This window comes from Mesorhizobium sp. M1365 (genome assembly GCF_040317865.1).
Lineage (GTDB): Bacteria > Pseudomonadota > Alphaproteobacteria > Rhizobiales > Rhizobiaceae > Mesorhizobium.
Genome location: NZ_JAMYLG010000008.1, coordinates 19374 through 43631 on the forward strand (window position 1 = coordinate 19374; position 24258 = coordinate 43631).

The window sequence follows — 24258 nt, forward strand, 5'->3', positions numbered from 1 at the left end:
GCCATCGAAGCATTACTGCCGCCTGTGGTAAAAGCAACGCATGAGCGATTCCTTTCACCTATCGACGGCCGACCTTGCGGCGCTGGGGTTCTTCCTTGCCGCGTGGGTGCTGCATACGCTCGCCGCCGACGGAATGCTGGTCAGCCGCATGTCGCTGACGAGGGCGATGAACGCGCAGCGCGAGGCCTGGATGCGGACCATGGCTGAGCGCGAGATCCGCATCGTCGACACCGCCATCATGAGCGGCCTGCAGCAGGGAACCGCCTTCTTTGCCTCGAGTTCGCTGATTGCGATCGGCGGCTGTTTTGCCCTGCTCGGCGCCTCCGATCAGGTTCTGACCGTGTTGACCGACCTGCCGTTTGGCGCCACGTCTTCACGCGCGGCCTTCCAGACGAAGGTATTCGGGCTGGTGCTGATCCTGGCTTTTTCCTTCTTCAAGTTCGGCTGGGCTTACCGGCTGTTCAACTATTGCTCGATCCTGATCGGCGCCGTGCCGATTCCACATGGCGAGGCGTCGCGCAATCCGGTCACCGAAACGGCGGTGTGGCGTGCCGCGCGCATGAACATGTTGGCCGGAAAGCATTTCAATTCGGGCCTGCGCGGCGTGTTCTTCTCGATTGGCTATCTTGGCTGGTTCGTCGATCCCGCGGTGTTCGTCCTGTCGACGCTGCTGCTCCTGGCGGTGCTGGTGCGCCGCCAGTTTTTCTCGGCGGCGCGGCAGGCGGTGCTCGGTCAGCCGCCCGGCCCAACATCCGGCGCCGGAAAAGGCCGGTCTATCCGGCCTGACAGCCAGTAGGCAATCAGCCCGATCCATTCACGGGTCGCGATGGTTGTGGTCTGCAGTGCTTCGTTGGCATCCGTGCGGAGCAGGCCGATGCCTTCCCTGCCGGAGGTGCGGTAGTCGACCGGCCACGGAACCGTCGCAAAACCGGCTTTGTCGAACAGCGCCTTGGCGCGTGGCATGTGGAAGGCCGAGGTCACCAGCAGCCAGGTCTCGCCCGGTTTTGGCGTGATCAGTTGCTTGGTGAAGACCGCATTCTCGTAGGTGTTGCGTGATTTGCCCTCAAGGACCAGCCGATCGGCCGTCACGCCGAGCGCAGTGAACAGGCGTGGAGCTGTCGCCGCATCGCCCTCGTCTTCGCGGACCATTGCAATGGGGCCACCTGAAATGACGACCCTCGCTGTCGGAAAACGCCGTGCCAGCACGGCTGCCTCGACCAATCGGTCGCCACTGGCGTTGAGTTCATAGCCACCGCGGACGAAGTTGATGGCGCTCTCCATACCGCCGCCGAGCACAACGATTCCGTCAACTCGTTCCGGCAGCGGTGGCTTGGGGAAACGCTCCTCGAGCGGATTAAGCATCACTGCGCCGAGCGAGGTCCACGCCGAGAGTGCAAGGACAAGGAATGCCAGCACGCTGCCGGTGGCAAACAGCCTCTTGCGCCCGACCAATGCCGCAAGCAATCCAGCCAGCAGCAGGATGATCGCGAGATTAAGCGGCTGGACGAAGAGCCAGAGAATCTTGGAGACATAGAAGAACATCCCTCACCCCCTCAGATGAGAAACGATCCTACCACCATTTTTCCGGCTGAAATGTGCCGGCCGCCTTTTCGATGACGTGGGCAGTCTGGAACAGCGTTTCCTCGTCGAAAGGCCGGCCGATCAGCTGCAGGCCGAGCGGCAGCCCCTTGGCGTCGAGCCCGGCTGGAACCGCTATACCGGGCAAGCCGGCCATGTTCACCGTCACCGTAAAAATGTCATTGAGATACATCTTGACCGGGTCGGCGGCCATGTCCTCGTCGGCGATGCCGAAGGCAGCGGAAGGTGTTGCCGGCGTCAGGATGACGTCGACGCCTGCTGCAAACACATTTTCGAAGTCACGCTTGATCAGGGTTCGAACCTTCTGCGCCTGCAGATAGTAGGCATCGTAGTAGCCGGCGGAAAGCACATAGGTGCCGATCATGATGCGGCGCTTGACCTCCCGCCCGAAGCCGGCGGCGCGGGTCTTTTCATACATGTCGACAATGTCCTTGCCGGGCACGCGCAAGCCATAGCGGACGCCATCGTAACGGGCGAGGTTGGACGAGGCTTCGGCCGGCGCCACGATGTAATAGGCCGGCAGCGCGTATTTTGTGTGCGGCAGCGAGATATCGACGATCTCGGCGCCGGCATCCCGCAGCCAGGCAATGCCTTTCTGCCACAGCGCCTCGATCTCCGCGGGCATGTCGTCGACACGATATTCCTTTGGGATGCCGACCTTCATGCCTTTGATCGGGCGGCCGATCGCCGCCTCGTAGTCCGGCACCGGCAGGTCGACGGACGTCGTGTCCTTCGGGTCGACCGAAGCCATCGACTTCAACAGGATCGCGGCATCGCGGACGTCGCGCGCGATCGGCCCGGCCTGGTCGAGCGAAGAGGCGAAAGCTACGATCCCCCAGCGCGAGCAGCGGCCATAGGTCGGCTTGATGCCGACTGTGCCAGTGAAGGCGGCGGGCTGGCGGATCGAGCCGCCGGTATCGGTGGCGGTGGCGCCGGCGCACAGGAAGGCCGAGACCGCTGATGCCGAGCCTCCGGACGAACCGCCCGGCACCAGTTGGGCATTGTCCAACGTGCGCGCGGTCCTGGTGCCGCCCGCCGAAACGAAGCCGCCCTCGCCCTGATGTGTCGTCGGCATCACAACCGTGTCGAGGCGCGAACGCCGCCACGGGTTGATGACCGGCCCGTAATGCGAGGTCTCGTTGGACGAGCCCATGGCGAACTCGTCCATGTTGAGCTTGCCGAGCATGACGGCACCATCCGCCCACAGATTGGCGGTGACCGTCGATTCGTAGCGCGGCTTGAAGCCGTCCAGCACATGGCTGCAGGCCTGGGTGTGGACGCCTTCGGTGCCGAACAAATCCTTGATGCCGAGCGGGATACCCTCGAGCGACCCGCCCTCGCCCTTGGCCAGTTTCGCGTCGGAGGTCTTGGCCATGTCGCGCGCCTTGTCGTCGGTGACCACGACGTAGGCATTGAGCGCCGGATTGGCTCGCTCGACCGCCGATAGATAAGCCTCGGTGATTTCGGTGGCTGTGATCTCTCTGGAGCGCAATTTGGCGCGGGCCTGCGAAATCGTCAGCTGGGTAAGGTCGCTCATCAGGCAAGGCTCTTTTCGTAAAACACCGACCACTCGGAATCGGGATAATTCAGCACCGGCCCGCAACGCGAAAAACCGGCGCGTTCGTAGACGGTCCAGGCGGCGGGATGACGGTCGCCCGTCTCCAGAACCAGACGCTTAAGCCCTTCTTGGCGCGCCAGCGCCTCGATACGCTCGACAATCTTCGCGCCGATCTTGCGGCCGCGATGCGAAGGTCGCGTATACATGCGCTTGACCTCGCCGACGACAGCATCGTGGCGCTTCAGTGCGCCGCAACCGATGGCAAGGCCGTTGTCGCGGGCGATGAAGACGGTCGTGTCGCGGTCCGCCATCTGCTCGACCGTCAAATGGTAGCAATGCTCCGGCGGCGTCAGCTCCAGCAATGTGGCGTTGAGCTCCTCGACCAGCCCACGCACATCGTCCTGCAGCGGCGTCTCAGCCGCGATGTCGATTGCCATCGGCCTGCTACTCCACGACCTTCGGCACAAGGAAGAAATTTTCTTCGGTCGCCGGTGCATTGGCGACGATGTCGGCTGCCTTGCCGCCGTCGGTGACGACGTCCTGGCGCTTTTTCATTGCCATCGGCGTGACCGAGGTCATCGGCTCGACGCCGGAAACATCGACCTCGTTCAACTGCTCGACAAAGCCCAAAATGGCGTTCAATTCGCCGGTCATGCGCTCTGCATCCTCCTCGCTCACCGCAATACGGGCAAGATGCGCGACGCGCTTCACAGTTTTTATATCAACGGACATGTTTGTGCCTCGGGAAAACCAGCGCTATAGCGGCGCGGCGCGTGCCACGCAACATGCATCGTGCCTTCAACTGCCCTATGGCATCGCCACGCCGTCGCAGAGGAAATAACTGCCGCCGTTGCCGCTCTGCTCGCCTTCGTCGGCGGCAGGCCGAACCGATACCAGGTCGATCTGCTTCGGGCTCATCTGTGTCAGTGAGAGAACATCGGGAAAGACGTAGCCCGGCTCCTGGCATATAGCGGTCACCGCCCAGCTCGGTGAGCGTGTCGCTTTGGTGATCTGCAGGAATTCACAATTATATTCGATGCTTTCCAGGCCATTTGCCGACAGCACGATATTGCCGCCCTCGATCACCGTCTGCAGCGTATCCTTTTTGGCCTGCGCGCAGAGGTCCTCCGATTGCAGATAGACGCCCTCGATGAAATTTTCCGCGGCCAGCGTCGGCGACGCGGCAACCAGCATTGAAATGCAAAGAGAATTTCTCAAGCGCATCGTATCGTTCCGGACCGGCTTTCTTTACAGCGTAATCGTCTCGCCGATCTTCGGCAACGCAACTTTCACACCCGATCCATCCAGCCCGGCCACGAATTTGTCGGCAGTCTGATCGATCATCGGAAATGTGCCGAAGTGAGCGGGAACGACCGTCTCGAACTTGAAGAAACGCTGGCAGGCAAGGGCTGCTACCGCGCCACCCATGGTGAAGCGGTCGCCGATCGGCACGATGCCGATCTTCGGTTCGTGCAACTCGTTGATCAGCGCCATGTCGGAAAAAATGTCGGTGTCGCCCATATGATAAAGCGTCTTGTCCTCGGGAAAGTGCAGGACGAGCCCGCCCGGATTGCCGAGATAGGTATTCTGGCCACCCTCGCCCGGAAAGGACGATGAATGCAGAGCCTGAACGAAGGTGGTGGTGAAGCCGCCGCAATCGACGGTGCCGCCGATATTGCCGGGATTGATCTGCTTGTCACCGACACCCTTGCCGACCAGGTACATGCAAATCTCGAAATTGGCGACCAGCATCGCGCCGCTCTTCTTGAGCACTTCGACGGCGCCGCTGATGTGGTCACTGTGGCCATGGGTGAGCAACACGTGCGTGATCCCTTCGGCCGGCCCTTCCCAGCCGCCCGCCCATGACGGATTGCCGACCAGATAGGGGTCGATGAGGATTTTCGCGCCTTCGATTTCGATTCTGAATGCCGAATGTCCGTACCAGGTCAGTTTCATCAATGCTTTCCTCGATTTTTGCTTCGGTAGAGGATAGAACGCCGACGGCGAAATTAAAGTGCCGCGCACGCTTTGCGCGTATAGGACGTGCGGCGTCGCGGTCAAAGGAAAAGCCGTTGGGCATCATCACCATCGAGGAGTTGCCGGCCCGGCTGGGCGGCGGCAAGACCCTGGCCGGTCTCGACCTTGGCGACAAAACGATCGGCGTGGCGGTTTCGGACCGCGGCTTGTCGTTCGCGCACCCGCGCCCCGTCATCATGCGCAGGAAATTCTCGCTCGATGCCGCAGTGCTGCTCGCCCTATTGCAGAAGGAGAATGCCGGCGCCGTGGCAATCGGCCTCCCCATCAACATGGACGGCTCGGAAGGCCCGCGCGCCCAAAAATCCCGCGCTTTCGTCCGCAACATGGCTGGATTGACCGATCTGCCGTTCGTCTTTTGGGACGAAAGGCTGTCGACGGTGGCGGCCGAGCGAACACTGATCGAGATGGATTTTTCCCGCAAGAAACGCGCCGGCAAGATCGATTCAGCGGCGGCCGCTTTCATCCTCCAGGGCGTTCTCGACCGGCTTCAGGCGCTCGGCGTCGATGCCTGGTCGAAATAGCGGTTGCGCATCGCCGTGATCCAGCCACCAATCGTCTTGCGGCGGCGAAATGCCCAGAACGCCACCAGCAGCACGCCGTCGAATACGCAAGCTTTCGCCACCATGCCCGGAATGAGCGCCGGATCGACGCCCAGCATCTGTCCATAGAGCTGGAAGACGAGATCGTGTAATTGGCGGCTCAGCATGACATAGCCGAAATTGATGTCGTTGAGCGACAGAAAGAACCAGCCCCAAAACAAGAGGAGCGGAGCCGCCCACAGCGCGAACAAGGTGCGCATCAGCGGTCATCCCTCGAATCCAGCCGGCCGGAAATGCGGGCAAGCGAGGAATTATGCGCCGCTGCCTTGGCCATGACATGCGCGGCCGCTCGGATTTCGCCGGTCCCTGGAGCTGCCGCGGCAACGGTCGACCGCCGCTCCGCGAGCACCGCGACATAGGACGCCAGAAGTGCCGCCAATTGCACCGCGACAATCATGAACAGCCCATTGATGCCTTGCGCGGCGCCGCCGATGACGATCAGCGACAGCACGCCTAAGGCGGAAATGAAGGCGATTCGCATGACGCTGTCGGCGGGATCCGGGTTGGTCGTGTCGCTGGTCAGTGCTTCAACAAAGGCCCAGCAGAACAGCACCGCGACGACAAGCAGTGCCACGGCGAGCGGCGCCACGACGACGGCGTTTTCGAGATCGGCAAATCGAGTGTTCTGGACGGGAACGCCCAGTACGCCAAGGGCCGTCGCCACGCCTCGATTCCCGTCGATGCAAATGAACGCCAGCAGGGCGAAAACGGCCGCCCAATGCAATGCCAGAAAAGAGCTCAGAATATGCCGCATGACGCTCCTGCTTCGCAGGGCAAAGCCGCTCAAGCTGAACAATCCTTGCCTTAACCATAACACTGGGCTTTGCCACCGGCCGCCGCAATGGAAACCATTCGTTAAGGTTAACGGCCATCCAAAGGCTCGCGAGAGCGGCTGCGAATTGGGCGACGGCCCTTAGTTGATCGGCGGGTAGAGCGTATCGATGATCATGCGCGCATCATGGCGGGAATCGATCATGCCATAGGTATTGCGCCACTGGCCGGCGAGGCGCGTTTCGACGAAGGCGTCGGCGATCCGCCCTGCCCCGAGCCTGCGAAGCTCTGCCGCCGCCGCTGACAATGCCAATTGCTCGGTCAAGAGCCGCGCCGAGCCCTCGTCGGTTGCAGCGACCTGCATTGCCGCCTTGAGCACGCCGACGGTGCCGCGTCCGCCGGCGCCGAGATCGCGGTCGATGCCGGCCAGCACGTCATCGAACAGGCCGGGTGCACGCCCCAGCACACGTAGCACGTCGAGCGCCATGACGTTGCCGGATCCCTCCCAGATCGCGTTGACCGGAGCTTCGCGATAGTAGCGGGCGAGCGGCCCCTCCTCGACATAGCCATTGCCGCCGAGGCACTCCATCGCTTCATAGAGCAGCGGCGGCGCAATCTTGCAGACCCAGTATTTGACGACCGGCGTCATGGCGCGCGCGAAGGCCGCCTCGCCGCGGTCGCCGGCCGCCTCGTCGAAGGAGCGCGCCAGCCGGAACGACAGCGCGGTAGCGGCGGCAACGTCGAGCGCCATATCGGCCAGCACACGCTGCATCAGCGGCTGCTCGACCAGATTGGTTCCAAACACCTTGCGGTGACGCGTGTGGTGGACGGCCTCGGCCAGTCCGGCCCGCATGATCGCCGATGAGGCGACGGCACAGTCGAGCCGCGTCAGGGTCACCATGTCCATGATCGTCTTCACGCCCGCGCCCGGCTCGCCGACCATCTCGCCGATAGCGTTGACGAATTCCACCTCCGACGAGGCATTGGAGCGGTTGCCGAGCTTGTCCTTCAGCCGCTGAAAGCGGAAGCCGTTGCCGGATCCGTCGCCGAGCAGGCGGGGAACAAGAAAGCACGACAGTCCCTCCGGCGCCTGTCCGAGCACCAGGAAGGCATCCGACATCGGCGCCGACATGAACCATTTGTGGCCGGTCAGGCGATAAAACCCGCTGCCCGCGCGCTCCGCCCTGGTGACGTTGGCGCGGACATCGGTGCCGCCTTGCTTCTCGGTCATGCCCATGCCGAGTGTCAGCCCGGCTTTTTCGACCGGCGGCTTTTGGCTTTGATCGTATTTGCGCGTCGTCACCCGGGGCGCCCATTCGCGAAACAGCTTCGGGCTGGCCATCAGCGCCGCCAGCGAAGCGCTGGTCATGGTGATCGGGCAGAGATGCCCGGTCTCGAGCTCAGCCGTGAGGTAAAAGCGCGCGGCGCGCACCTGATGGCGGCGGCCTATCTCGGCATCGCCATTCTCCCAGACCGACGAATGCAGCCCGTTGGCGACTGAGCGGCGCATCAGTGCGTGATAGGCGGGGTGAAACTCGACCTGGTCGATGCGCCGGCCCTGGCGGTCGTGGGTCCTGAGCTTCGGCGTCTCGACATTGGCAAGACGGGCCAGTTCCTGCGCCTCATGGGTCAGAACGAAACGGCCAAGCCCGTCGAGGTCCTTGCGCACCGGATCGGAAAAGCGCTCGGCTAGCTGGATCAGCAACGGATCGCCCCGCCAGGCGTTGCCGCCGGCCAGCGGCGGCGGCTGGTTGGTCACGTCGTCGGTCACGCTTCGTCCTTATCACCTGAAGTCTGCGAATCCAAAGTCATCGCGGTTTATAGCCTATGGCCGGCGGCGCGCGACGAAAATACCGGGGAGAACCAATCCAATCCCAAGCCAGTGCTTGCAGCCGCGGAGCCTCCCCCCTATAGCAGCGACTTGAGATGACCGACGCATCGTCCCTGCCACTTTATCCCCACCGCCATCTTCTGGGCATCCGCGACCTTTCCCCTGCCGACATCGAGCTTCTGCTCGACCGGGCGGACAGGGCCGTTGCCATCTCGCGGCAGTCGGACAAGAAGACATCGACGCTGCGCGGCCGCACTCAAATCAATCTCTTCTACGAAGCCTCGACCCGTACGCAATCGTCATTCGAGCTGGCCGGCAAACGGCTCGGCGCCGACGTCATGAACATGTCCGTAGCGAGTTCGTCGGTGAAAAAGGGCGAGACGCTGATCGATACGGCGATGACGCTGAATGCCATGCGTCCCGACATATTGATCATCCGCCATCAATCGGCCGGCGCGGCAGCACTTCTTGCCCAAAAAGTCGGCTGTTCGGTGGTCAATGCCGGCGACGGCGCCCATGAGCACCCTACCCAGGCGCTGCTCGACGCACTGACCATCCGCCGTGTCAAGGGTCCGCTCTCGAAGCTGATCGTGGCGATCTGCGGCGACATCCTGCATTCGCGCGTGGCCCGCTCCAACATCATCCTGCTCAACGCGCTTGGTGCCCAGGTCAGGGTCGTCGCCCCTTCGACGCTTTTGCCCGCCGGCATCGAGAAGATGGGCGTCATCGTCACACGTTCCATGGCCGAGGGTCTGAAGGACGCCGACGTGGTAATGATGCTGCGCCTGCAGCGCGAACGCATGGAAGGCGCTTTCGTACCGTCGGTGCGCGAATATTTCCGCTATTTCGGCCTCGACGCGGAGAAGCTGAAGGCGGCCAAGGACGGTGCGCTGGTCATGCATCCCGGCCCGATGAACCGCGGCGTCGAGATCGCCTCCGAGATCGCCGACGGCCCGCAAAGCGTTATCCAGGAACAGGTTGAGATGGGCGTCGCCGTGCGCATGGCGGTTATGGAAGCGCTGCTCGACCCCCGTCGAAATCACGAGGGCCGCGCCTAATGAGCATTACGGTCTTCCGCCGGGCCCACATCGTCGACCCGTCGCGCGGCATCGATGAGGTCGGCACCGTCATCGTTGAAGGCCGCAAAATCGTTGCCGCCGGCAAGGCGGCCTTGAACCAGGGCGCGCCCGACGGCGCCACCATCATCGACTGCGCCGGCAAGACTATCATCCCCGGATTGATCGACGCGCGCGTCTTCATCGGCGAACCCGGCGGCGAACACCGGGAGACCATTGCTTCGGCGAGCATCGCTGCGGCGGCCGGCGGCGTCACCTCAATCGTCATGATGCCCGATACCGACCCGGTGATCGACAATGTCGCACTGGTCGAGTTCGTGCTGCGCACCGCCAAGGACACCGCCATCGTCAACATCTTGCCGGCAGCAGCGATCACCAAGGGGCTGGAAGGCCGCGAGATGACCGAATTCGGCCTGCTGCGCGAGGCCGGCGCGGTCGCCTTCACCGATGGCCGGCATTCTATTGCCAGCGCGCTGGTGATGCGCCGCGCGCTGACCTATGCGCGCGATTTCGGTGGCGTCATCGCGCATGAAACCCAAGACGCCGACCTCGCTTCGGCCGGCGTGATGAACGAAGGCCTTTACGCAAGCTGGCTTGGCCTTGCCGGCATTCCGCGCGAAGCCGAATCGATCCCCTTGGAGCGCGATCTCGCGTTGGCTCGCCTGACCGGCGGCGCCTATCACGCTGCCAAGATTTCGACGGCTATGGCGGCAAGCGCGGTAGCACGCGCGAAAGCCGATGGCGCCAATGTCACATCAGGCGTGTCGATCCACAATCTGTCGCTCAACGAGAATGATGTCGGCGAGTACCGCACCTTCTTCCGGCTGACGCCGCCGCTGCGCGCCGAGGAAGACCGGCTGGCGATGATCGAAGCGATCAAGGACGGCACCATCGACCTCATCGTCTCCTCCCACGACCCGCAGGACGTCGACACCAAGCGCCTGCCCTTTGCCGATGCCGCGGCCGGCGCCATCGGGCTGGAAACGCTGCTAGGCGCAGCGCTGCGGCTCTATCACAATGGCGACGTGACGCTGCTCCGGCTGGTCGAGACACTGTCGACCGCGCCGGCAAGATTGTTCGGCCTGCCCGGCGGCACGCTGAAACCGGGGGCATTGGCCGACCTTGCGCTCGTCGATCTGGACGAGCCATGGGTCGTCAGCGAGAGCGGCATCCGCTCACGCTCGAAAAACACCTGTTTCGAAGGCGCACGACTGCAAGGCAAGGTCTTGCAAACGATGGTGGCGGGCCGCACAGTGTTTTCGGCCTAGGACGAAAACAGGCGTCACGGCTTAAAATCCGCTCAGCCAAGGAAAGTTCGGGGGAACAATGGCTTACAGTCCCGTCTTGGCATTGGTGTTCGGCTATCTTCTCGGCTCGATCCCGTTTGGCCTGCTGATCACCCGTGCCGCCGGCCTCGGCGACGTGCGCAACATCGGCTCCGGCAACATCGGCGCCACCAATGTGCTGCGCACCGGCAACAAGAGCTTGGCCGCGGCCACGCTTCTGCTCGACGCCCTTAAAGGCACCGCGGCGGTGCTGATCGCAGGCCGCTTTGCGCCCGAGCTCGGACTTTGGGCCGGCTTCGGCGCGTTTTTAGGTCATCTCTTTCCGGTCTGGCTCGGCTTCAAGGGGGGCAAGGGTGTCGCCACTTACCTTGGCGTGCTGATCGGCCTTGCCTGGCAGGCGGCGCTGATCTTCGCCGTCGTCTGGCTGGCGGTGGCCTTCCTGTTCCGCTTCTCCTCGCTTGCGGCACTGACGGCAGCAGTCGTGGTGCCCATGGCGCTGTATTTCCTGAGCACGCCGCAGATTGCCGGGCTTTTCGCGGCGATGAGCCTAATCGTCATCGTAAAGCACCGCGCCAACATTGCGCGGCTGCTTGCCGGCACCGAGGGTAAGATCGGGGCCAAGGAGTGAGCGAGCCCGACGCCGGGCCGCGCCTCAGCGACCGGCAGCGGCTGAGCTGGCTTCGTCTGATCCGCACGCCGAATGTCGGCCCGGCTTCCTTTCGCGACCTGATCAACCGGTTCGGTTCGGCCGAAGCAGCGCTATCGATGCTGCCCGAGCTGATGATTTCGGGTGGCGCCAAAAAAATCGTCCGCATCCCGTCCATTGCCGAGGCCGAGGCGGAGCTGGAGACCGCCCGGCGGGCTGGCGCCCGCTTCGTCGGCATCGGCGAAGCGGATTATCCGCCGCTGATGAAAAGCATGGATCATCCGCCGCCGCTGCTCGCGGTCAGGGGCAATAGCGCGGTGTTCCGCTTGCCAGCGGTCGCCATCGTCGGCGCTCGCAACGCATCGCTGGCCGGCATCAAGATGGCGCGGATGCTGGCGGCGGATCTTGGCCGCGACGGCTATGGCATCGTCTCCGGCCTGGCGCGCGGCATCGATACGGCCGCGCACCAGGGCAGCCTTGCGACTGGCACAATCGGCGTGCTCGCCGGCGGCCTCGATTTGCCCTACCCGCCCGAAAATGCCGGCCTGTGCGACGAGATCGCCGAGCGCGGCGGCGCCATCATTTCCGAAATGCCGTTTGGCTGGCAGCCACGCGCACAGGATTTTCCGCGCCGCAACCGGCTCGTCGCCGGTGCTGCATTGGGATTGGTGGTGGTCGAGGCCGCACAGCGCTCCGGCTCACTGATCAGCGCCCGGCTTGCCGGCGAGATGGGCCGGCTGGTTTTCGCCGTTCCCGGTTCGCCGCTCGATCCGCGCGCTGCCGGCACCAATGGCCTGCTCAAGGACGGCGCCATCCTTGTCACCGAGGCCGCCGATATCACCAGTGCGATAGCGCCGCTGGTCGGCGGCTGGTCGCCAAGGACATCGCCGCTTGAAGAGCCGCCCGACTTTTCAGCAACACCGCCGCCGCGCGAGGACGACCGCGACCGCGTCGTCGAGGCGCTCGGCCCGACGCCGGTAGCAGTCGACGAGATCATCCGTCACACCGGCCTGCATCCCGCTCAAGTGTTCATGGTGCTGCTGGAGCTCGACCTCGCCGGACGGCTCGAACGCCATCCCGGCGGCAACGTCTCGCTGATCTGACCGAGAGCTTGCGCATGTCACCGCAAGCAATCCCGACGTGATTCCGATGGCCGATCCGAGCAACAAACCAAAGCAGATGCTGTTCACTCGTATGACGGCCCTCGTCTGGTCAGCACTGAGTGTCATGCTGGCGCTGCAATGGTCGATGGATCTCGGCATGTCGGGTTTTCCCGACGGCTACATAACGCCCTTCGCAAGAGCGACCAGCACGCTTCTGGGCATTCTGACGGCAGCCTGCATGGCCCAGGGTCTCTACTTTTTCCTGGCCGGTGTGTTCGGCAGGAAGGTAAGCGCCGTCGGTCTTTGCCTGCAAATCCTTGCCGCAGCGGTTCTCACCGTGGTGCCAGTGCTTATCTTGAAGGATTGTCCGCATTCACAGCTGTGCAGCAGAGCGTATGAGGCGCTCACCGGCACGATGATGGACGATGGGGCGGGCGGCTAAAGCCACTGCATGCGTTCGGCACGAGGTTGTCACCCATGTCTTAGGTACAATCTGTTACCTATGTCTCCGGGTTGGACAATCTTGATTTTGGTGAGCGCGATGGGATTCGAACCCATGACCTACTGATTAAAAGTCAGTTGCTCTACCGGCTGAGCTACGCGCTCCCGCGGGCTCAGAAAGGCCGCCCTCGAAATTGCGCGGAACATAGGGAGAGTGCCTCTGCCGGTCAACCGGAAAAAGACGGCTCCCAAACCGGACTTTCCTGCGGCGTCATCATGCCGTGCGGTGCGCTTCGGCGTTGACGGAACTGCCTCCCTCTAGCGCAAGGCCGAAGCTCGCGCTTTGCGGGACAAGCGCAAGCAGCGAATCGAGAGAACCTTTGCAGATCAGCAACTTGGGATTTTTGGCGGAACAATTTGCGCAGCCTGTCCGTTTTTCCGCGACAAGGGACACGCGTTTCAAGGAGAAGATCATGAATAGGATCATGTCGGGCCTGCTGGCGACCACCCTTTCGATCTCATTCGCTGCCGCGGAGATCGTGCCAGTCAACGCTCAGCCCAGCTATGCGCCCCCTGCCCAGGGGCTCACCTCGAATGTCCAGACCGTCCAGTACGAGCCGTGGCGGAGGCACCGGGGTTTCAATCGCGATTTCTCGCGTCGCAATTTTTCGCGTGACGACGGCATGTACTGGCGTGGCCATCGCGGCTATCGCTACTACCGTCCCGGCTACCGCCGCCACGGCGACTTCTGGTTCCCGCTGGCCGCGTTTGCTACCGGAGCGCTGATCACCGGCGCGATTGTCAACCAGAATCGTGTCTATCGTGGCGATGCCCACGTGCAGTGGTGCTATGATCATTATCGGAGCTATCGCGCTTCTGACAACACTTACCAGCCCAACTACGGTCCGCGCCGGCAGTGCCGGTCGCCTTACTGAGTCCCAGATTAGAGGCTGCAAGCCCGCGCCCGCAACGGCGCGGGTTTTTCATTAGTGCGAATCCGGTGGCATCCCTGCCTATTGCGCACTTAGCGTCCTGCGCACAGCGTGGCGCCAACCTGCCAGCTTGGCGGCACGTGTCGAAGCATCCATGTCCGGCTTGAACCGGCGCTCGAGCGCCCAGCTCCTGGCGAATTCCGCGGCCTTCGGCCAGACACCCGCCTTCGAGCCGGCCAGCCAAGCCGCACCGAGTGCTGTCGTCTCGAGAATTGTCGGCCGGTCGACCGGCGCATCGAGAATGTCGGCCAGCCGCTGCATCGTCCAGTCCGACGCCACCATGCCGCCATCGACCCTGAGCACGGTCTTGACCGAGGCGCCTTTCCAGTCCCGGCGCATGGCGTCAAGCAGATCGCGCGTTTGGAACGCAACGGATTCCAGTGCCGCGCGGGCAAATTCCGCCGGCCCCGAATTGCGGGTCAGCCCGAAGATGGCGCCGCGCGCCTCGGCATCCCAGTGCGGTGCGCCGAGCCCGACGAAAGCCGGCACCAGATAGACGTTCTGCGTTGGATCGGCTTCCGCCGCCAATTTGCCGCTCTGCTCGGCCTTGCCGATCACTTTGATGCCGTCCCGCAGCCATTGCACGGCGGCGCCGGCGATAAAGATCGAGCCCTCCAGCGCATAGGTGGTCTTGCCGTTCAGCCTGTAGGCGATGGTGGTCAAAAGCCGGTTCTTAGAACGCACGAGATCGCTTCCGGTGTTGAGCAGCGCAAAGCAACCGGTGCCGTAGGTCGACTTCATCATGCCTGGCTCGAAACAGGCCTGGCCGATTGCCGCCGCATGCTGGTCGCCGGCCACACCGAGGATTCTGATCTCTGCACCAAACAGGCTTTTGTCGGTTATTCCAAAATCATCGGCACAATCTTTCACCTGCGGCAGCATTCTTGCAGGTATGCCAAGAACGGCCAGCAGCTCGTCATCCCAGGCGTTTTGTTCGATGTTGTAGACCAGCGTGCGCGAGGCATTGGTGGCGTCAGTGGCGTGGATATTGCCGCCGGTCAGCCGCCAGATCAAAAAACTGTCGATGGTGCCGGCCAGCAGTTCGCCCTTCTCGGCGCGTTTTCTGGCGCCCTTCACCTTGTCCAGCATCCAGGCGATCTTGGTGCCGGAGAAATAGGGATCGAGCAGCAGGCCGGTCTTTTTCGTGAATTTCTTCTCCAGCCCCAGCTTCTTCAGTTTCTGGCATAGCGGCGCGGTGCGGCGGTCCTGCCAGACAATCGCGTTGTGGATCGGCTTGCCGGTCTCCTTGTCCCAGATGACGACGGTTTCGCGCTGGTTGGTGATGCCGATCGCGGCGACTTCCGCTGCGTTGCGGCCGGCTGTCTTCAGCGCAGCCTCTACCGTTTCCACGACACTCGACCAGATCTCCTCGGGATCGTGCTCGACCCAGCCGGAGGCCGGATAATATTGGGTGAATTCCTTTTGCCCGCTGCCGACGACCTTCATCTTGTCGTCGAACAGGATCGCCCGGCTCGATGTCGTCCCCTGGTCAATTGCAAGGATATATCCGGTCATTCTCTCTCCCGTCGAAGCGAATTCAAGGTGCTACGATGTCTCGACGCCAGATGGCGCGGAGCCGTTCACGCAAACAGGGGAGACGGCAACATGCCGCCTCCCCTGAGCGTGGCGATGCGGGCGCGGACGCCCGCATCAAACGGTCCTATTGCTGCCAGCTTTTCACCAGCTCGTCGTAGTTGATGGTGACCGGCTTTTCCTTCTCGTTCTCGATCTTGAGCTGAGGAGCGAGATTGCCCTTCTTGACCGCGTCCGCATTCCAGTAGGCGAGGTCATGCTCTTCGGCCATCTTCGGGCCAATATCGCCCTGGACGCCCGACTTCTCGATGCGGCTCATCACCTTTTCCTGCTCGGCGCAGAGCGAGTCCATCGCTTCCTGCGCGCTCTTGGCGCCCGACGAAGCATCGCCGATCGCCTGCCACCAGAGCTGTGCCAGCTTCGGATAGTCCGGCACGTTGGTGCCGGTCGGCGACCACTGGACGCGTGCCGGCGAGCGGTAGAACTCGATCAAGCCGCCGAGCTTTGGCGCACGTTCGGTGAAGCTCTTGTCGTGGATCGTGCTCTCGCGGATGAAGGTCAGGCCGACATGGCTCTTCTTCACGTCGACCGTCTTCGAGGTGACGAACTGCGCGTAGAGCCAGGCGGCCTTGGCGCGGTCGGTCGGCGTCGACTTCATCAGCGTCCAGGAACCGACGTCCTGATAGCCGAGCTTCATGCCGTCCTTCCAGTAGACGCCATGCGGCGACGGCGCCATGCGCCACTTCGGCGTGCCGTCGTCGTTCAGCACCGCCTTGGCGCTGGCGTCGACCATGCTGGCGGTGAAGGCGGTGTACCAGAAGATCTGCTGGGCAACCGCGCCCTGCGCCGGAACTGGCCCCGATTCGGAGAAGGTCATGCCTTGGGCTTCCGCCGGTGCATAGGCCTTCAGCCAATCGAGGTACTTCTGGATGGCATAGACGGAAGCCGGACCATTGGTGTCGCCGCCGCGCGCCGTGCAGGAACCGACCGGACGCGAATTCTCGTCGACCTTGATGCCCCATTCGTCGACGGGCAGACCGTTCGGAATGCCCTTGTCGCCATTGCCGGCCATCGACAGCCAGGCGTCCGTGAACCGCCAGCCGAGCGACGGGTCCTTCTTGCCATAGTCCATATGGCCGTAGACCTTCTTGCCGTCGATCTCACGCCCGGTGAAGAACGCTGCAATGTCCTCATAGGCCGACCAGTTCACCGGCACGCCAAGGTCGTAGCCGTATTTGGCCTTGAAGTCTGCCTTGTTCTTCTCGTCGTTGAACCAGTCGTAACGGAACCAGTAGAGGTTGGCGAACTGCTGGTCGGGAAGTTGGTAGAGTTTCTTGTCGGGCGCGGTGGTGAACGAAGTGCCGATGAAATCCTTCAGGTCGAGATTCGGGTTGGTGACATCCCTGCCGTCGCCTGCCATCCAGTCGGTCAGGTTGCGCACCTGCTGGTAGCGCCAGTGCGTGCCGATCAGATCGGAATCGTTGACCCAACCGTCATAGAGGTTCTGGCCGGTCTGCATCTGGGTCTGGATCTTCTCGACGACGTCGCCTTCCTGGATGACGTCATGCGTAACCTTGATGCCGGTGATGGCCGTAAAGGCCGGCGCCAGCACCTGCGATTCATACTGATGCGTGGCGATGGTTTCGGAAACCACCTTGATATCCATGCCGGCGAAAGGTTTCGCGGCATCGATGAACCATTGCATCTCGGCTTCCTGGTCGGCGCGCGAAAGCGTCGAAAGGGGCCCGATTTCCTTATCGAGGAAGGCCTTGGCCTCGTCCATTCCGGCATAGGCATTGCTTGCCCCGAGCAATAGGACAAGCGCAGTTGTTGATGTCAAGAATTGCCGTCGCATGTATTTCCTCCACTGTTAAAGTTCAAAGTGCGATCTGGATCGGCGGCCGGCACGCCGCCGTTCCAACAGTTTCCCCCTCTATACGTAGCGGAACACGCCGACGGCGTAGACCACGGAGAGAGCGAGAGCCCACCACAGATTGGGTCCGACTAGACCCAGCCAAGCGAGATGGATAAAGGCGCTGCCAAGCAGCGACAGGAACAGGCGGTCGCCGCGCGTCGTTTCGAACCGCAGCACGCCGACGCGCGGATTGCCGCCCGGCGAGACGTATTCCCACACCGCCATGCCACAAAGCAGCAGAAAGATGGTTCCAAAGAAGGCCGCGGTCGGCCACGTCCAGGCCATCCACGAAAAATCGAGGTTGGACGAGAGGTTAAATCCCCACAGGCGGATATTAGCCGGATCGCTGAAGCCTACCGTTATTGCCACGAAATCGATTTGAAGTGCCACCCAGGCCACGACGACCAGAGCGAGAAGCAGCACGGCCCACCACCATGGGCTTCTGTCGACCTTCTCCATCATACCCTCCCCAGGGCAAAGCCCTTGGCGATGTAGTTGCGCACAAACCAGATGACGAGCGCGCCGGGAATCAGCGTCAGCACGCCGGCTGCGGCGAGCAGCCCCCAATCCATGCCGGCGGCCGAAACGGTGCGGGTCATGGTCGCGGCGATCGGCTTGGCATCGGTTGTCGTCAGCGTACGGGCGATCAAGAGCTCCACCCACGAGAACATGAAGCAGAAGAAGCACGCCACGCCGATGCCGCTCGCAATCAGCGGCATGAAGATCTTGATGAAGAAGCGCGGGAACGAATAGCCGTCGATATAGGCGGTCTCGTCGATCTCCTTGGGCACGCCCGACATGAAGCCTTCGAGGATCCACACCGCCAGCGGCACGTTGAACAGGCAATGCGCCAGAGCCACGGCGATGTGGGTGTCGATAAGGCCGAAGGCCGAATAAAGCTGGAAGAATGGCAGCGCGAACACCGCCGGCGGCGCCATGCGGTTGGTCAGCAGCCAGAAGAACAGATGCTTGTCGCCGAGGAAGCGATAGCGCGAAAAGGCATAGGCAGCAGGCAGTGCCGCAGCCACCGAAATCACCATGTTCATAACCACATAGGTGATCGAGTTGATGTAGCCCGAATACCAGGACGCGTCGGTGAAGATGGTGCGGTAATTCGCCAATGTCGGTGCGTGCGGGTAGAGCGTCAGCGACGAGACGATCTCGCCATTGGTCTTGAAGCTCATATTGATGAGCCAGTAGATCGGCAAAAGCAGAACGATGATGTAGAGCGTCGGCACGATCCACCACCAACGCGACTCCTCGCCGCGACGGCGCATCAGCCGTGCGATCTCGTCCTGCCGTAGCCTGCTGGCGAGCCCTTCCGAAGCTGTCGTCTCGCTCACCCTGTCGGCTCTCTCTTCGGTGCGGCTCATCTCAACGCTCCGCGTCGTAATTGGTCATCACGGTGTAGAACACCCATGACAACAACAGGACGATAAGGAAGTAGACCAGCGACATCGCCGCCGCCGGGCCGAGGTCGAACTGGCCGAGCGCCGTCTTGACGAGATCGATCGAAAGAAAGGTCGTCGAGTTGCCGGGTCCGCCGCCGGTCACCACGAACGGTTCGGTGTAGATCATGAAGCTATCCATGAAGCGCAGCAGCACGGCGATCAGCAGCACGCGGTTCATCTTCGGCAGCTGGATGTAGCGGAACACCGCCCAGCGCGAGGCACCGTCGATCTTGGCCGCCTGATAAAAGGCATCCGGGATCGAGACCAGGCCGGCATAGCAGAGCAGAACGACGAGGCTGGTCCAATGCCAGACGTCCATGATGATGACCGTGACCCAGGCGTCGTATGGGTCTTGCACATAATTATAGTCGATGCCGAGCGCGTTGACGTAATAGCCGAGCAGGCCAATGTCGTTGCGCCCGAACACCTGCCAGATGGTGCCGACGACGTTCCACGGGATCAGCAGCGGCAACGCCATCAAAACAAGGCAAACAGGCACGCCCCAACCCTTCTTCGGCATATTGAGCGCAATGAAGATGCCGAGCGGCACTTCGATCGCCAGGATGATGAAGGAGAAGACAAGGTTGCGGATCATCGCCTGCCAGAAGCGGCTGGAGGAAAGCAGTTCCTCGAACCATTCCGTGCCGGCCCAGAAGAAGACGTTATTGCCGAAAGTGTCCTGCACCGAATAATTGACGACCGTCATCAGCGGTATGACCGCCGAGAACGCCACCAGCAGCAGCACCGGCAGCACCAGGAACCAGGCTCTGTTGTTCCAGGTCTTTTCCACTTCAGGCTCCCATCTCGACGCGCCAGGAATTGGCATAGATGTTGATGCCGGCCGGGTCGAACCGCACCTTCGGATCAGCCGGAACTGTCTCGTCCTCGCCGATGACGGCGGCGATCTCGCGCCCTTCAAGATTGGCACGGACCACCTTGTGGCGGCCGACGTCCTCGACCTTCCTGATCCGGACGGCCATGCCCTGGCTGCCTAGGCGCACATATTCGGGACGGATGCCGAGTTCGATGGCGCCGCCGCCCGCCTTGGGCACGCCCGGCAGTTCGATCTGCTGCGAGCCCAGCTTCGCTGTCTTGCCGTCGATCGCCACCGGCATGACATTCATGCCGGGCGAGCCGATGAAATAGCCGACAAAGGTGTGGCGCGGGCGCTCGAACAGCTCTGCCGGTGTGCCGATCTGCACGATTTCGCCGTCATACATGACGACCACCCTGTCGGCGAAGGTCAACGCCTCGGTCTGGTCGTGCGTGACATAGACCATCGTATAACCGAAGCGGCGGTGAAGCTGCTTCAACTGCGAGCGCAGCACCCATTTCATATGCGGGTCGATGACTGTCAAAGGCTCGTCGAACAGGATGGCGTTGACGTCGGAGCGCACCAGCCCGCGCCCGAGCGAGATCTTCTGCTTCTGGTCGGCGGTCAGTCCGCGCGCCTTTCGTTTGGCCATATCGGCCAGCCCGGTCATCTCCAGCGTCTCGCGCACCTTGCGGTCGACGTCGGGCTCCGGCACGCCGCGATTGCGCAGCGGGAACGCCAGATTGTCGTAGACGGTCATCGTGTCGTAGATCACCGGGAACTGGAAGACCTGGGCGATGTTGCGCTCTTGGGTCGACAGATTGGTCACGTCCCTGCCGTTGAACAGCAGCTGGCCATGCGAGGGATGCAGCAATCCCGAAATGATGTTGAGCAGCGTGGTCTTGCCGCAGCCGGATGGGCCGAGCAGCGCATAAGCGCCGCCATCCTCGAAGGTGTGGTGCACTTCCTTCAGCGCGAAATCGGCATCCGTGCGCGGGTTCTGCAGATAGGAGTGGCGGATATGATTAACATCGATGCGCGCCATCGCTTCCTCCTAGGCCGCCAGCTTCGGCGCGGCCACGGCACGGCCGTGCTCGTCGAAGACCATGATGTGGCGCGGGTCGATGAACACCTCGACCTCCTCGTCCGGCTCGAAGTCGCGAATGCCATGGGTCAGCATGACCCAGCGCGCATCGGCAAAATCGAGATGGACGAAGCTTTCCGATCCGGTGATCTCGGTGATCGTCACCTTTGCGCGCACCGGCACTGCGGCGGCGTTGGGCCGATCGAGGGACAAATGATGCGGCTGGAAGCCGATCGTATAGATCGCATCGGCAATGCCGAAGAGTTCCGCCGGCACCGGCAATTTCACGCCGCCCTCGAGCAGGAAATCCAGACCCTTCTTGGCAAGCACGATGGTGTTGAGCGGCGGATCGGCGAAGGTTCTCGCCGTCACCAGATCAACCGGTTTGCGGAACACTTCGATGGTCGGCCCGAACTGGGTGATGCTGCCTTCGGAAAGCGTCGCCGTGTTGCCGCCGAGCAGCAAGGCTTCGTGCGGCTCGGTCGTGGCATACACAAAGATTGTACCGGCGGCCGCGAAGACTTTCGGCAGTTCCGCGCGTAATTCTTCGCGCAGCTTGTAGTCGAGATTGGCGAGCGGCTCGTCGAGCAGCACGAGGCTGGCATTCTTGACGATCGCGCGGGCCAGCGCGGTGCGCTGCTGCTGGCCGCCCGACAGACTGAGAGGCGTCCGGTCGAGATAGGGCGTTAGTTTGAGAAGGGCGGCGGCATTGCGCACCTCCCTGTCGATCGTTGCCTGCTCAGTGCCGGCCACCCGCAGCGGTGAGGCGATGTTTTCGTAGACCGTCATCGCCGGATAATTGATGAATTGCTGGTAGACCATGGCGACGTTGCGCTTTTGCACCGGCATGCCGGTGACATCCTTGCCATCAAACCAGACCGAGCCCGAGGTCGGCACGTCGAGGCCCGCCATCAGCCGCATCAGGCTGGTCTTGCCGGAGAGCGTCGGCCCGAGCAGGACGTTGAGCGAGCCGTGCTGAAGCGTCAGCGAGACGTCGCGGATATGTTCCGCCGCACCCACCGTCTTCGTCACGTTTCTCAGTTCAAGCATGATGCCTCCTCCCAGGCTTTCTCCATCAGTCGGCCGTTCCTATTCGGCAGCCGCCACGTGCTGCCGGCTTATTCCGCGCATGAACTCGTCGAGCACTGCCGCCTGCTCACGGCTGAGACGCAGGCCGCGCTTGGTCCGGCGCCACAATACATCCTCGGCAGTCATCGCCCATTCGTTTTCGACGAGGTAGCGCACCTCGGCTTCGTAGAGATCGGCGCCAAAGTTGCGGCCAAGATCGACGTTCGACTTGGCGAGGCCCAGCAGCTTCCTTGCGCGGGTGCCGTAGAGCCGGGTCAACCGGCGGGCCAGCCGGGCGTCGAGGAACGGGTACGCCGTTTTCAGTTTCGCCACCTCGGCATCGAAGCCGGTGACGGGAAAGTCACCGCCGGGCAGCGGCGCGTTTGCCGTCCATGGTTTGCCGCGCTTGCCGAGAAAACCCTCGATCTTCTCAAGCATCGATTCCGACAATCGGCGGTAGGTCGTGATCTTGCCGCCAAAGGCGTTGACAATCGGGGCGGCACCCTCGCCTCCATCGGCCTTCAGCACATAGTCTCGGGTGGCTTCCTGCGCCTTTGAGGCGCCATCGTCGTAGAGCGGTCGCACCGCGGAATAGGTCCAGACGATATCCGACGGCTTGACCGGCTGCGCGAAATATTCGCTTGCCGCAGCGCAGAGATAGTCGATCTCGGCGTCATTGATCCTGACGTTGTGCGGATCGCCGGGATAGTCACGGTCGGTGGTGCCGATGAGCGTGAACTCGTCCTCGTAAGGGATGGCGAAAATGATGCGCCCGTCCTTGTTCTGAAAGAAATAGGCGCGTGGGTCGTCGAATTTCTTGCCCACGACGATGTGGCTGCCTTGTACGAGGCGGACATTGTGCACGTCGTTCAAGCCGACGGTGGCCGACAGCACCTGATCGACCCACGGGCCGGCGGCATTGACCAGCAGCCGCGCCTTGACCTCCTCGGTATCGCCGGTCCGCACATTTTCAAGCCTGACCGTCCAGAGATTGCCTTCGCGGCGTGCGCTGACGACCTTTGTTCGGGTTCGAATGGTTGCACCGCGTTCGGCAGCGTCGCGGGCGTTCAACACAACCAGCCGGGCATCGTTGACCCAACCGTCCGAATATTCGAACGCCTTTCGAAACAGCGGCTTCAGCGGCTTGCCGGCCGGATCCTTAGCCATGTCCAGCGTTTTCGTCGGCGGCAGCAATTTGCGCCCGCCAATATGGTCGTAGAGGAAAAGCCCGAGCCGGATCAGCCAGGCCGGACGCAGCCCCTTGGCGTATGGCAGCACGAAGCGCATCGGCCAGATGATGTGCGGCGCGTTCCTCCACAGGACCTCGCGTTCCATCAGCGCTTCGCGTACCAGGCGGAATTCGTAGAATTCGAGATAGCGCAAGCCGCCATGGATCAGTTTGGTCGAGCCGGAAGAGGTCCCGCTGGCCAGATCGTTCATCTCGGCAAGAAAGACCGAAAAGCCACGTCCAACGGCATCGCGGGCGATGCCGCAGCCATTGATGCCGCCACCGATGACGAAAATGTCATGAATCGGTGATGCGCTCAAAGAATCCTCCCTCGACTTCGCATTGCAGCATTTTTGGGTTCTTGCGAAACCGTAGCGGAATTATTTCGAAATGATAACGAATGTCAAACGAAATATGATGGGCGGAAGATGCCGCTACGGCATCTCTAGGAGAGCGACGTTTCGATCAGCTGAACTTCTGCCTCCTGGCAGATCTTACGCACCGACGGGATGTCGCAACGATCGGTGATAAAGGTGTTGACCTGCGACAGATGGCCGATGCGGACGGGCGCGGTGCGCTCGAATTTGGTCTGGTCCGACACCAGGATCACATGTCGGGCGTTGGCGATGATCGCCTGAGCCACCTTCACCTCGCGAAAATCGAAGTCGAGCAGTGCGCCGTCATGGTCGATGGCCGAGGCGCCGATCACCGCAAAATCGACCTTGAACTGCCTGATGAAATCGACCGCGGCCTCGCCGACCACACCGCCGTCGGAACCGCGCACGACACCGCCGGCGATCACCACCTCGATCGAAGGATATATACGCATCCTGTTGGCAACATTGATGTTATTGGTGATGACCATCAGGCCGCTGTGATCGAGCAGCGACTTGCTGACAGCTTCCGTCGTTGTCCCGATATTGATGAATAGAGACGCGTTATCGGGGATCAGCCGGGCTGCTGCGCGGCCGATCGCCTCCTTCTCCTCGGCGGCGATCTTGCGCCGAGCCTCATATTCCATGTTCTCGATGCCGGAGGGGAACAATGCCCCGCCATGGATGCGGGACAAAAGCCGCTGGTCGCAGAGATCGTTGAGATCCTTGCGGATCGTCTGCGGCGTCACGTTGAAATGCGTCGCCAGCTCCTCGACCAGTACGCGGCCATGGTCCTTGGCCATCTGGATGATTTCGGAATGACGCGGCGACAGATACATCTAGCAACCTCTC

26 protein-coding genes and 1 tRNA gene are annotated in these 24258 nt (G+C 62.2%); 8 read left to right on the forward strand and 19 right to left on the reverse strand.

Annotated features, from left to right (window positions below; translation table 11 throughout):
• Window positions 1–40 precede the first annotated feature (40 nt).
• Complete coding sequence (locus tag NKH04_RS12075; RefSeq protein WP_352502377.1) at window positions 41–796, forward strand: DUF599 domain-containing protein; 756 nt, start codon at window positions 41–43, stop codon at window positions 794–796.
• On the opposite strand, the gene NKH04_RS12080 is transcribed toward NKH04_RS12075, so the two are convergent.
• From NKH04_RS12080 to NKH04_RS12105, 6 genes are all read right to left on the reverse strand, one after another.
• Window positions 733–1542: a YdcF family protein gene (locus NKH04_RS12080; RefSeq protein WP_352921198.1), complete on the reverse strand. Its 810-nt coding sequence runs from the start codon at window positions 1540–1542 to the stop codon at window positions 733–735. The two genes, NKH04_RS12075 and NKH04_RS12080, sit on opposite strands and share 64 nt — an antisense overlap.
• 28 nt (window positions 1543–1570) lie before the next feature.
• Complete coding sequence (locus NKH04_RS12085; protein ID WP_352613757.1) at window positions 1571–3136, reverse strand: amidase; 1566 nt, start codon at window positions 3134–3136, stop codon at window positions 1571–1573.
• A complete protein-coding gene (locus NKH04_RS12090) occupies window positions 3136–3594 on the reverse strand; it encodes a GNAT family N-acetyltransferase (protein WP_352471668.1) in 459 nt (152 codons plus the stop codon). The genes NKH04_RS12085 and NKH04_RS12090 overlap by 1 nt, the downstream gene beginning before the upstream one ends.
• Before the next feature lie 7 nt (window positions 3595–3601).
• Window positions 3602–3889 carry an Asp-tRNA(Asn)/Glu-tRNA(Gln) amidotransferase subunit GatC gene (gatC, locus tag NKH04_RS12095; protein WP_023674910.1) on the reverse strand — a complete coding sequence of 96 codons (288 nt, stop codon included), beginning with the start codon at window positions 3887–3889 and terminating at the stop codon, window positions 3602–3604.
• A 75-nt stretch (window positions 3890–3964) separates the two neighbouring features.
• Window positions 3965–4351, reverse strand: a complete 387-nt coding sequence (locus NKH04_RS12100) for a hypothetical protein (RefSeq protein ID WP_352705865.1) — start codon at window positions 4349–4351, stop codon at window positions 3965–3967.
• Between the two features lie 54 nt (window positions 4352–4405).
• Complete coding sequence (locus NKH04_RS12105) at window positions 4406–5113, reverse strand: metal-dependent hydrolase (RefSeq protein ID WP_352471670.1); 708 nt, start codon at window positions 5111–5113, stop codon at window positions 4406–4408.
• 116 nt (window positions 5114–5229) lie between these two features.
• Between NKH04_RS12105 and ruvX the strand changes: the two genes are divergently transcribed.
• Window positions 5230–5715 (forward strand): Holliday junction resolvase RuvX, encoded by a 486-nt coding sequence (ruvX, locus tag NKH04_RS12110; protein WP_352471671.1) that lies wholly within the window; start codon window positions 5230–5232, stop codon window positions 5713–5715.
• Here ruvX and NKH04_RS12115 read toward each other — a convergent pair.
• From NKH04_RS12115 to NKH04_RS12125, 3 genes are all read right to left on the reverse strand, one after another.
• Entirely contained in the window at window positions 5682–5993 is a 312-nt protein-coding gene (locus NKH04_RS12115; protein ID WP_352471672.1) for a DUF6105 family protein, read from the reverse strand. The two genes, ruvX and NKH04_RS12115, sit on opposite strands and share 34 nt — an antisense overlap.
• Complete coding sequence (locus NKH04_RS12120) at window positions 5993–6547, reverse strand: hypothetical protein (RefSeq protein WP_352471674.1); 555 nt, start codon at window positions 6545–6547, stop codon at window positions 5993–5995. The genes NKH04_RS12115 and NKH04_RS12120 overlap by 1 nt, the downstream gene beginning before the upstream one ends.
• Window positions 6548–6706: 159 nt before the next feature.
• A complete protein-coding gene (locus NKH04_RS12125) occupies window positions 6707–8335 on the reverse strand; it encodes a DNA alkylation response protein (protein WP_352971264.1) in 1629 nt (542 codons plus the stop codon).
• Window positions 8336–8490: 155 nt separating this feature from the next.
• Here NKH04_RS12125 and NKH04_RS12130 point away from each other — a divergent pair, with 155 nt between their 5' ends.
• From NKH04_RS12130 to NKH04_RS12150, 5 genes are read left to right on the forward strand one after another with little or no spacing between them, the layout of a single operon-like run.
• Entirely contained in the window at window positions 8491–9453 is a 963-nt protein-coding gene (locus NKH04_RS12130; protein WP_352448791.1) for an aspartate carbamoyltransferase catalytic subunit, read from the forward strand.
• Complete coding sequence (locus tag NKH04_RS12135) at window positions 9453–10739, forward strand: dihydroorotase (protein ID WP_352816544.1); 1287 nt, start codon at window positions 9453–9455, stop codon at window positions 10737–10739. The genes NKH04_RS12130 and NKH04_RS12135 overlap by 1 nt, the downstream gene beginning before the upstream one ends.
• A 58-nt stretch (window positions 10740–10797) precedes the next feature.
• Window positions 10798–11385, forward strand: a complete 588-nt coding sequence (gene plsY, locus NKH04_RS12140) for a glycerol-3-phosphate 1-O-acyltransferase PlsY (RefSeq protein WP_352455728.1) — start codon at window positions 10798–10800, stop codon at window positions 11383–11385.
• Complete coding sequence (dprA, locus tag NKH04_RS12145) at window positions 11382–12506, forward strand: DNA-processing protein DprA (protein ID WP_352971258.1); 1125 nt, start codon at window positions 11382–11384, stop codon at window positions 12504–12506. The genes plsY and dprA overlap by 4 nt, the downstream gene beginning before the upstream one ends.
• 46 nt (window positions 12507–12552) lie before the next feature.
• Window positions 12553–12948, forward strand: a complete 396-nt coding sequence (locus NKH04_RS12150; protein WP_352471679.1) for a hypothetical protein — start codon at window positions 12553–12555, stop codon at window positions 12946–12948.
• A gap of 88 nt (window positions 12949–13036) precedes the next feature.
• Here the strand turns inward: NKH04_RS12150 and NKH04_RS12155 are convergent.
• Window positions 13037–13112 (reverse strand) — tRNA-Lys (locus NKH04_RS12155).
• Window positions 13113–13420: 308 nt separating this feature from the next.
• Between NKH04_RS12155 and NKH04_RS12160 the strand changes: the two genes are divergently transcribed.
• On the forward strand, window positions 13421–13882 hold the full coding sequence (locus tag NKH04_RS12160) for a BA14K family protein (RefSeq protein WP_352766632.1): 462 nt from the start codon (window positions 13421–13423) through the stop codon (window positions 13880–13882).
• Between the two features lie 78 nt (window positions 13883–13960).
• On the opposite strand, the gene glpK is transcribed toward NKH04_RS12160, so the two are convergent.
• The 9 genes from glpK to NKH04_RS12205 form a co-directional block, all read right to left on the reverse strand.
• Complete coding sequence (gene glpK, locus NKH04_RS12165; RefSeq protein WP_352971254.1) at window positions 13961–15454, reverse strand: glycerol kinase GlpK; 1494 nt, start codon at window positions 15452–15454, stop codon at window positions 13961–13963.
• A 145-nt stretch (window positions 15455–15599) separates the two neighbouring features.
• The gene (locus NKH04_RS12170) at window positions 15600–17327 is read right to left on the reverse strand and encodes an ABC transporter substrate-binding protein (protein WP_352971251.1); all 1728 of its coding nucleotides are present in this window, start codon (window positions 17325–17327) and stop codon (window positions 15600–15602) included.
• A 78-nt stretch (window positions 17328–17405) separates the two neighbouring features.
• Complete coding sequence (locus NKH04_RS12175) at window positions 17406–17672, reverse strand: DUF2160 domain-containing protein (RefSeq protein WP_031193610.1); 267 nt, start codon at window positions 17670–17672, stop codon at window positions 17406–17408.
• Window positions 17673–17845: 173 nt separating this feature from the next.
• Window positions 17846–18760 carry a carbohydrate ABC transporter permease gene (locus tag NKH04_RS12180; RefSeq protein ID WP_502896460.1) on the reverse strand — a complete coding sequence of 305 codons (915 nt, stop codon included), beginning with the start codon at window positions 18758–18760 and terminating at the stop codon, window positions 17846–17848.
• Between the two features lies 1 nt (window position 18761).
• The gene (locus NKH04_RS12185) at window positions 18762–19628 is read right to left on the reverse strand and encodes a carbohydrate ABC transporter permease (protein WP_023674893.1); all 867 of its coding nucleotides are present in this window, start codon (window positions 19626–19628) and stop codon (window positions 18762–18764) included.
• Between the two features lies 1 nt (window position 19629).
• Window positions 19630–20697 carry an ABC transporter ATP-binding protein gene (locus tag NKH04_RS12190; protein WP_352971248.1) on the reverse strand — a complete coding sequence of 356 codons (1068 nt, stop codon included), beginning with the start codon at window positions 20695–20697 and terminating at the stop codon, window positions 19630–19632.
• A 9-nt stretch (window positions 20698–20706) separates the two neighbouring features.
• Window positions 20707–21786: an ABC transporter ATP-binding protein gene (locus NKH04_RS12195; protein WP_352682851.1), complete on the reverse strand. Its 1080-nt coding sequence runs from the start codon at window positions 21784–21786 to the stop codon at window positions 20707–20709.
• 39 nt (window positions 21787–21825) lie between these two features.
• Window positions 21826–23352 (reverse strand): glycerol-3-phosphate dehydrogenase, encoded by a 1527-nt coding sequence (gene glpD, locus NKH04_RS12200; protein WP_023674890.1) that lies wholly within the window; start codon window positions 23350–23352, stop codon window positions 21826–21828.
• Window positions 23353–23477: 125 nt separating this feature from the next.
• The gene (locus NKH04_RS12205; RefSeq protein WP_023674889.1) at window positions 23478–24245 is read right to left on the reverse strand and encodes a DeoR/GlpR family DNA-binding transcription regulator; all 768 of its coding nucleotides are present in this window, start codon (window positions 24243–24245) and stop codon (window positions 23478–23480) included.
• Between the last annotated feature and the right edge of the window lie 13 nt (window positions 24246–24258).

Bases quoted from the DNA above. Each gene is read 5' to 3' on its own strand.
- NKH04_RS12075 (WP_352502377.1), top strand. From the start codon at position 41: ATGAGCGATTCCTTTCACCTATCGACGGCCGACCTTGCGGCGCTGGGG.
- NKH04_RS12080 (WP_352921198.1), bottom strand. From the start codon at position 1,542: ATGTTCTTCTATGTCTCCAAGATTCTCTGGCTCTTCGTCCAGCCGCTT.
- NKH04_RS12085 (WP_352613757.1), bottom strand. From the start codon at position 3,136: ATGAGCGACCTTACCCAGCTGACGATTTCGCAGGCCCGCGCCAAATTG.
- NKH04_RS12090 (WP_352471668.1), bottom strand. From the start codon at position 3,594: ATGGCAATCGACATCGCGGCTGAGACGCCGCTGCAGGACGATGTGCGT.
- gatC (WP_023674910.1), bottom strand. From the start codon at position 3,889: ATGTCCGTTGATATAAAAACTGTGAAGCGCGTCGCGCATCTTGCCCGT.
- NKH04_RS12100 (WP_352705865.1), bottom strand. From the start codon at position 4,351: ATGCTGGTTGCCGCGTCGCCGACGCTGGCCGCGGAAAATTTCATCGAG.
- NKH04_RS12105 (WP_352471670.1), bottom strand. From the start codon at position 5,113: ATGAAACTGACCTGGTACGGACATTCGGCATTCAGAATCGAAATCGAA.
- NKH04_RS12115 (WP_352471672.1), bottom strand. From the start codon at position 5,993: ATGCGCACCTTGTTCGCGCTGTGGGCGGCTCCGCTCCTCTTGTTTTGG.
- NKH04_RS12120 (WP_352471674.1), bottom strand. From the start codon at position 6,547: ATGCGGCATATTCTGAGCTCTTTTCTGGCATTGCATTGGGCGGCCGTT.
- NKH04_RS12130 (WP_352448791.1), top strand. From the start codon at position 8,491: ATGACCGACGCATCGTCCCTGCCACTTTATCCCCACCGCCATCTTCTG.
- NKH04_RS12135 (WP_352816544.1), top strand. From the start codon at position 9,453: ATGAGCATTACGGTCTTCCGCCGGGCCCACATCGTCGACCCGTCGCGC.
- plsY (WP_352455728.1), top strand. From the start codon at position 10,798: ATGGCTTACAGTCCCGTCTTGGCATTGGTGTTCGGCTATCTTCTCGGC.
- NKH04_RS12150 (WP_352471679.1), top strand. From the start codon at position 12,553: ATGGCCGATCCGAGCAACAAACCAAAGCAGATGCTGTTCACTCGTATG.
- NKH04_RS12160 (WP_352766632.1), top strand. From the start codon at position 13,421: ATGAATAGGATCATGTCGGGCCTGCTGGCGACCACCCTTTCGATCTCA.
- glpK (WP_352971254.1), bottom strand. From the start codon at position 15,454: ATGACCGGATATATCCTTGCAATTGACCAGGGGACGACATCGAGCCGG.
- NKH04_RS12170 (WP_352971251.1), bottom strand. From the start codon at position 17,327: ATGCGACGGCAATTCTTGACATCAACAACTGCGCTTGTCCTATTGCTC.
- NKH04_RS12175 (WP_031193610.1), bottom strand. From the start codon at position 17,672: ATGGCCTGGACGTGGCCGACCGCGGCCTTCTTTGGAACCATCTTTCTG.
- NKH04_RS12180 (WP_502896460.1), bottom strand. From the start codon at position 18,760: ATGAGCCGCACCGAAGAGAGAGCCGACAGGGTGAGCGAGACGACAGCT.
- NKH04_RS12190 (WP_352971248.1), bottom strand. From the start codon at position 20,697: ATGGCGCGCATCGATGTTAATCATATCCGCCACTCCTATCTGCAGAAC.
- NKH04_RS12195 (WP_352682851.1), bottom strand. From the start codon at position 21,786: ATGCTTGAACTGAGAAACGTGACGAAGACGGTGGGTGCGGCGGAACAT.
- NKH04_RS12205 (WP_023674889.1), bottom strand. From the start codon at position 24,245: ATGTATCTGTCGCCGCGTCATTCCGAAATCATCCAGATGGCCAAGGAC.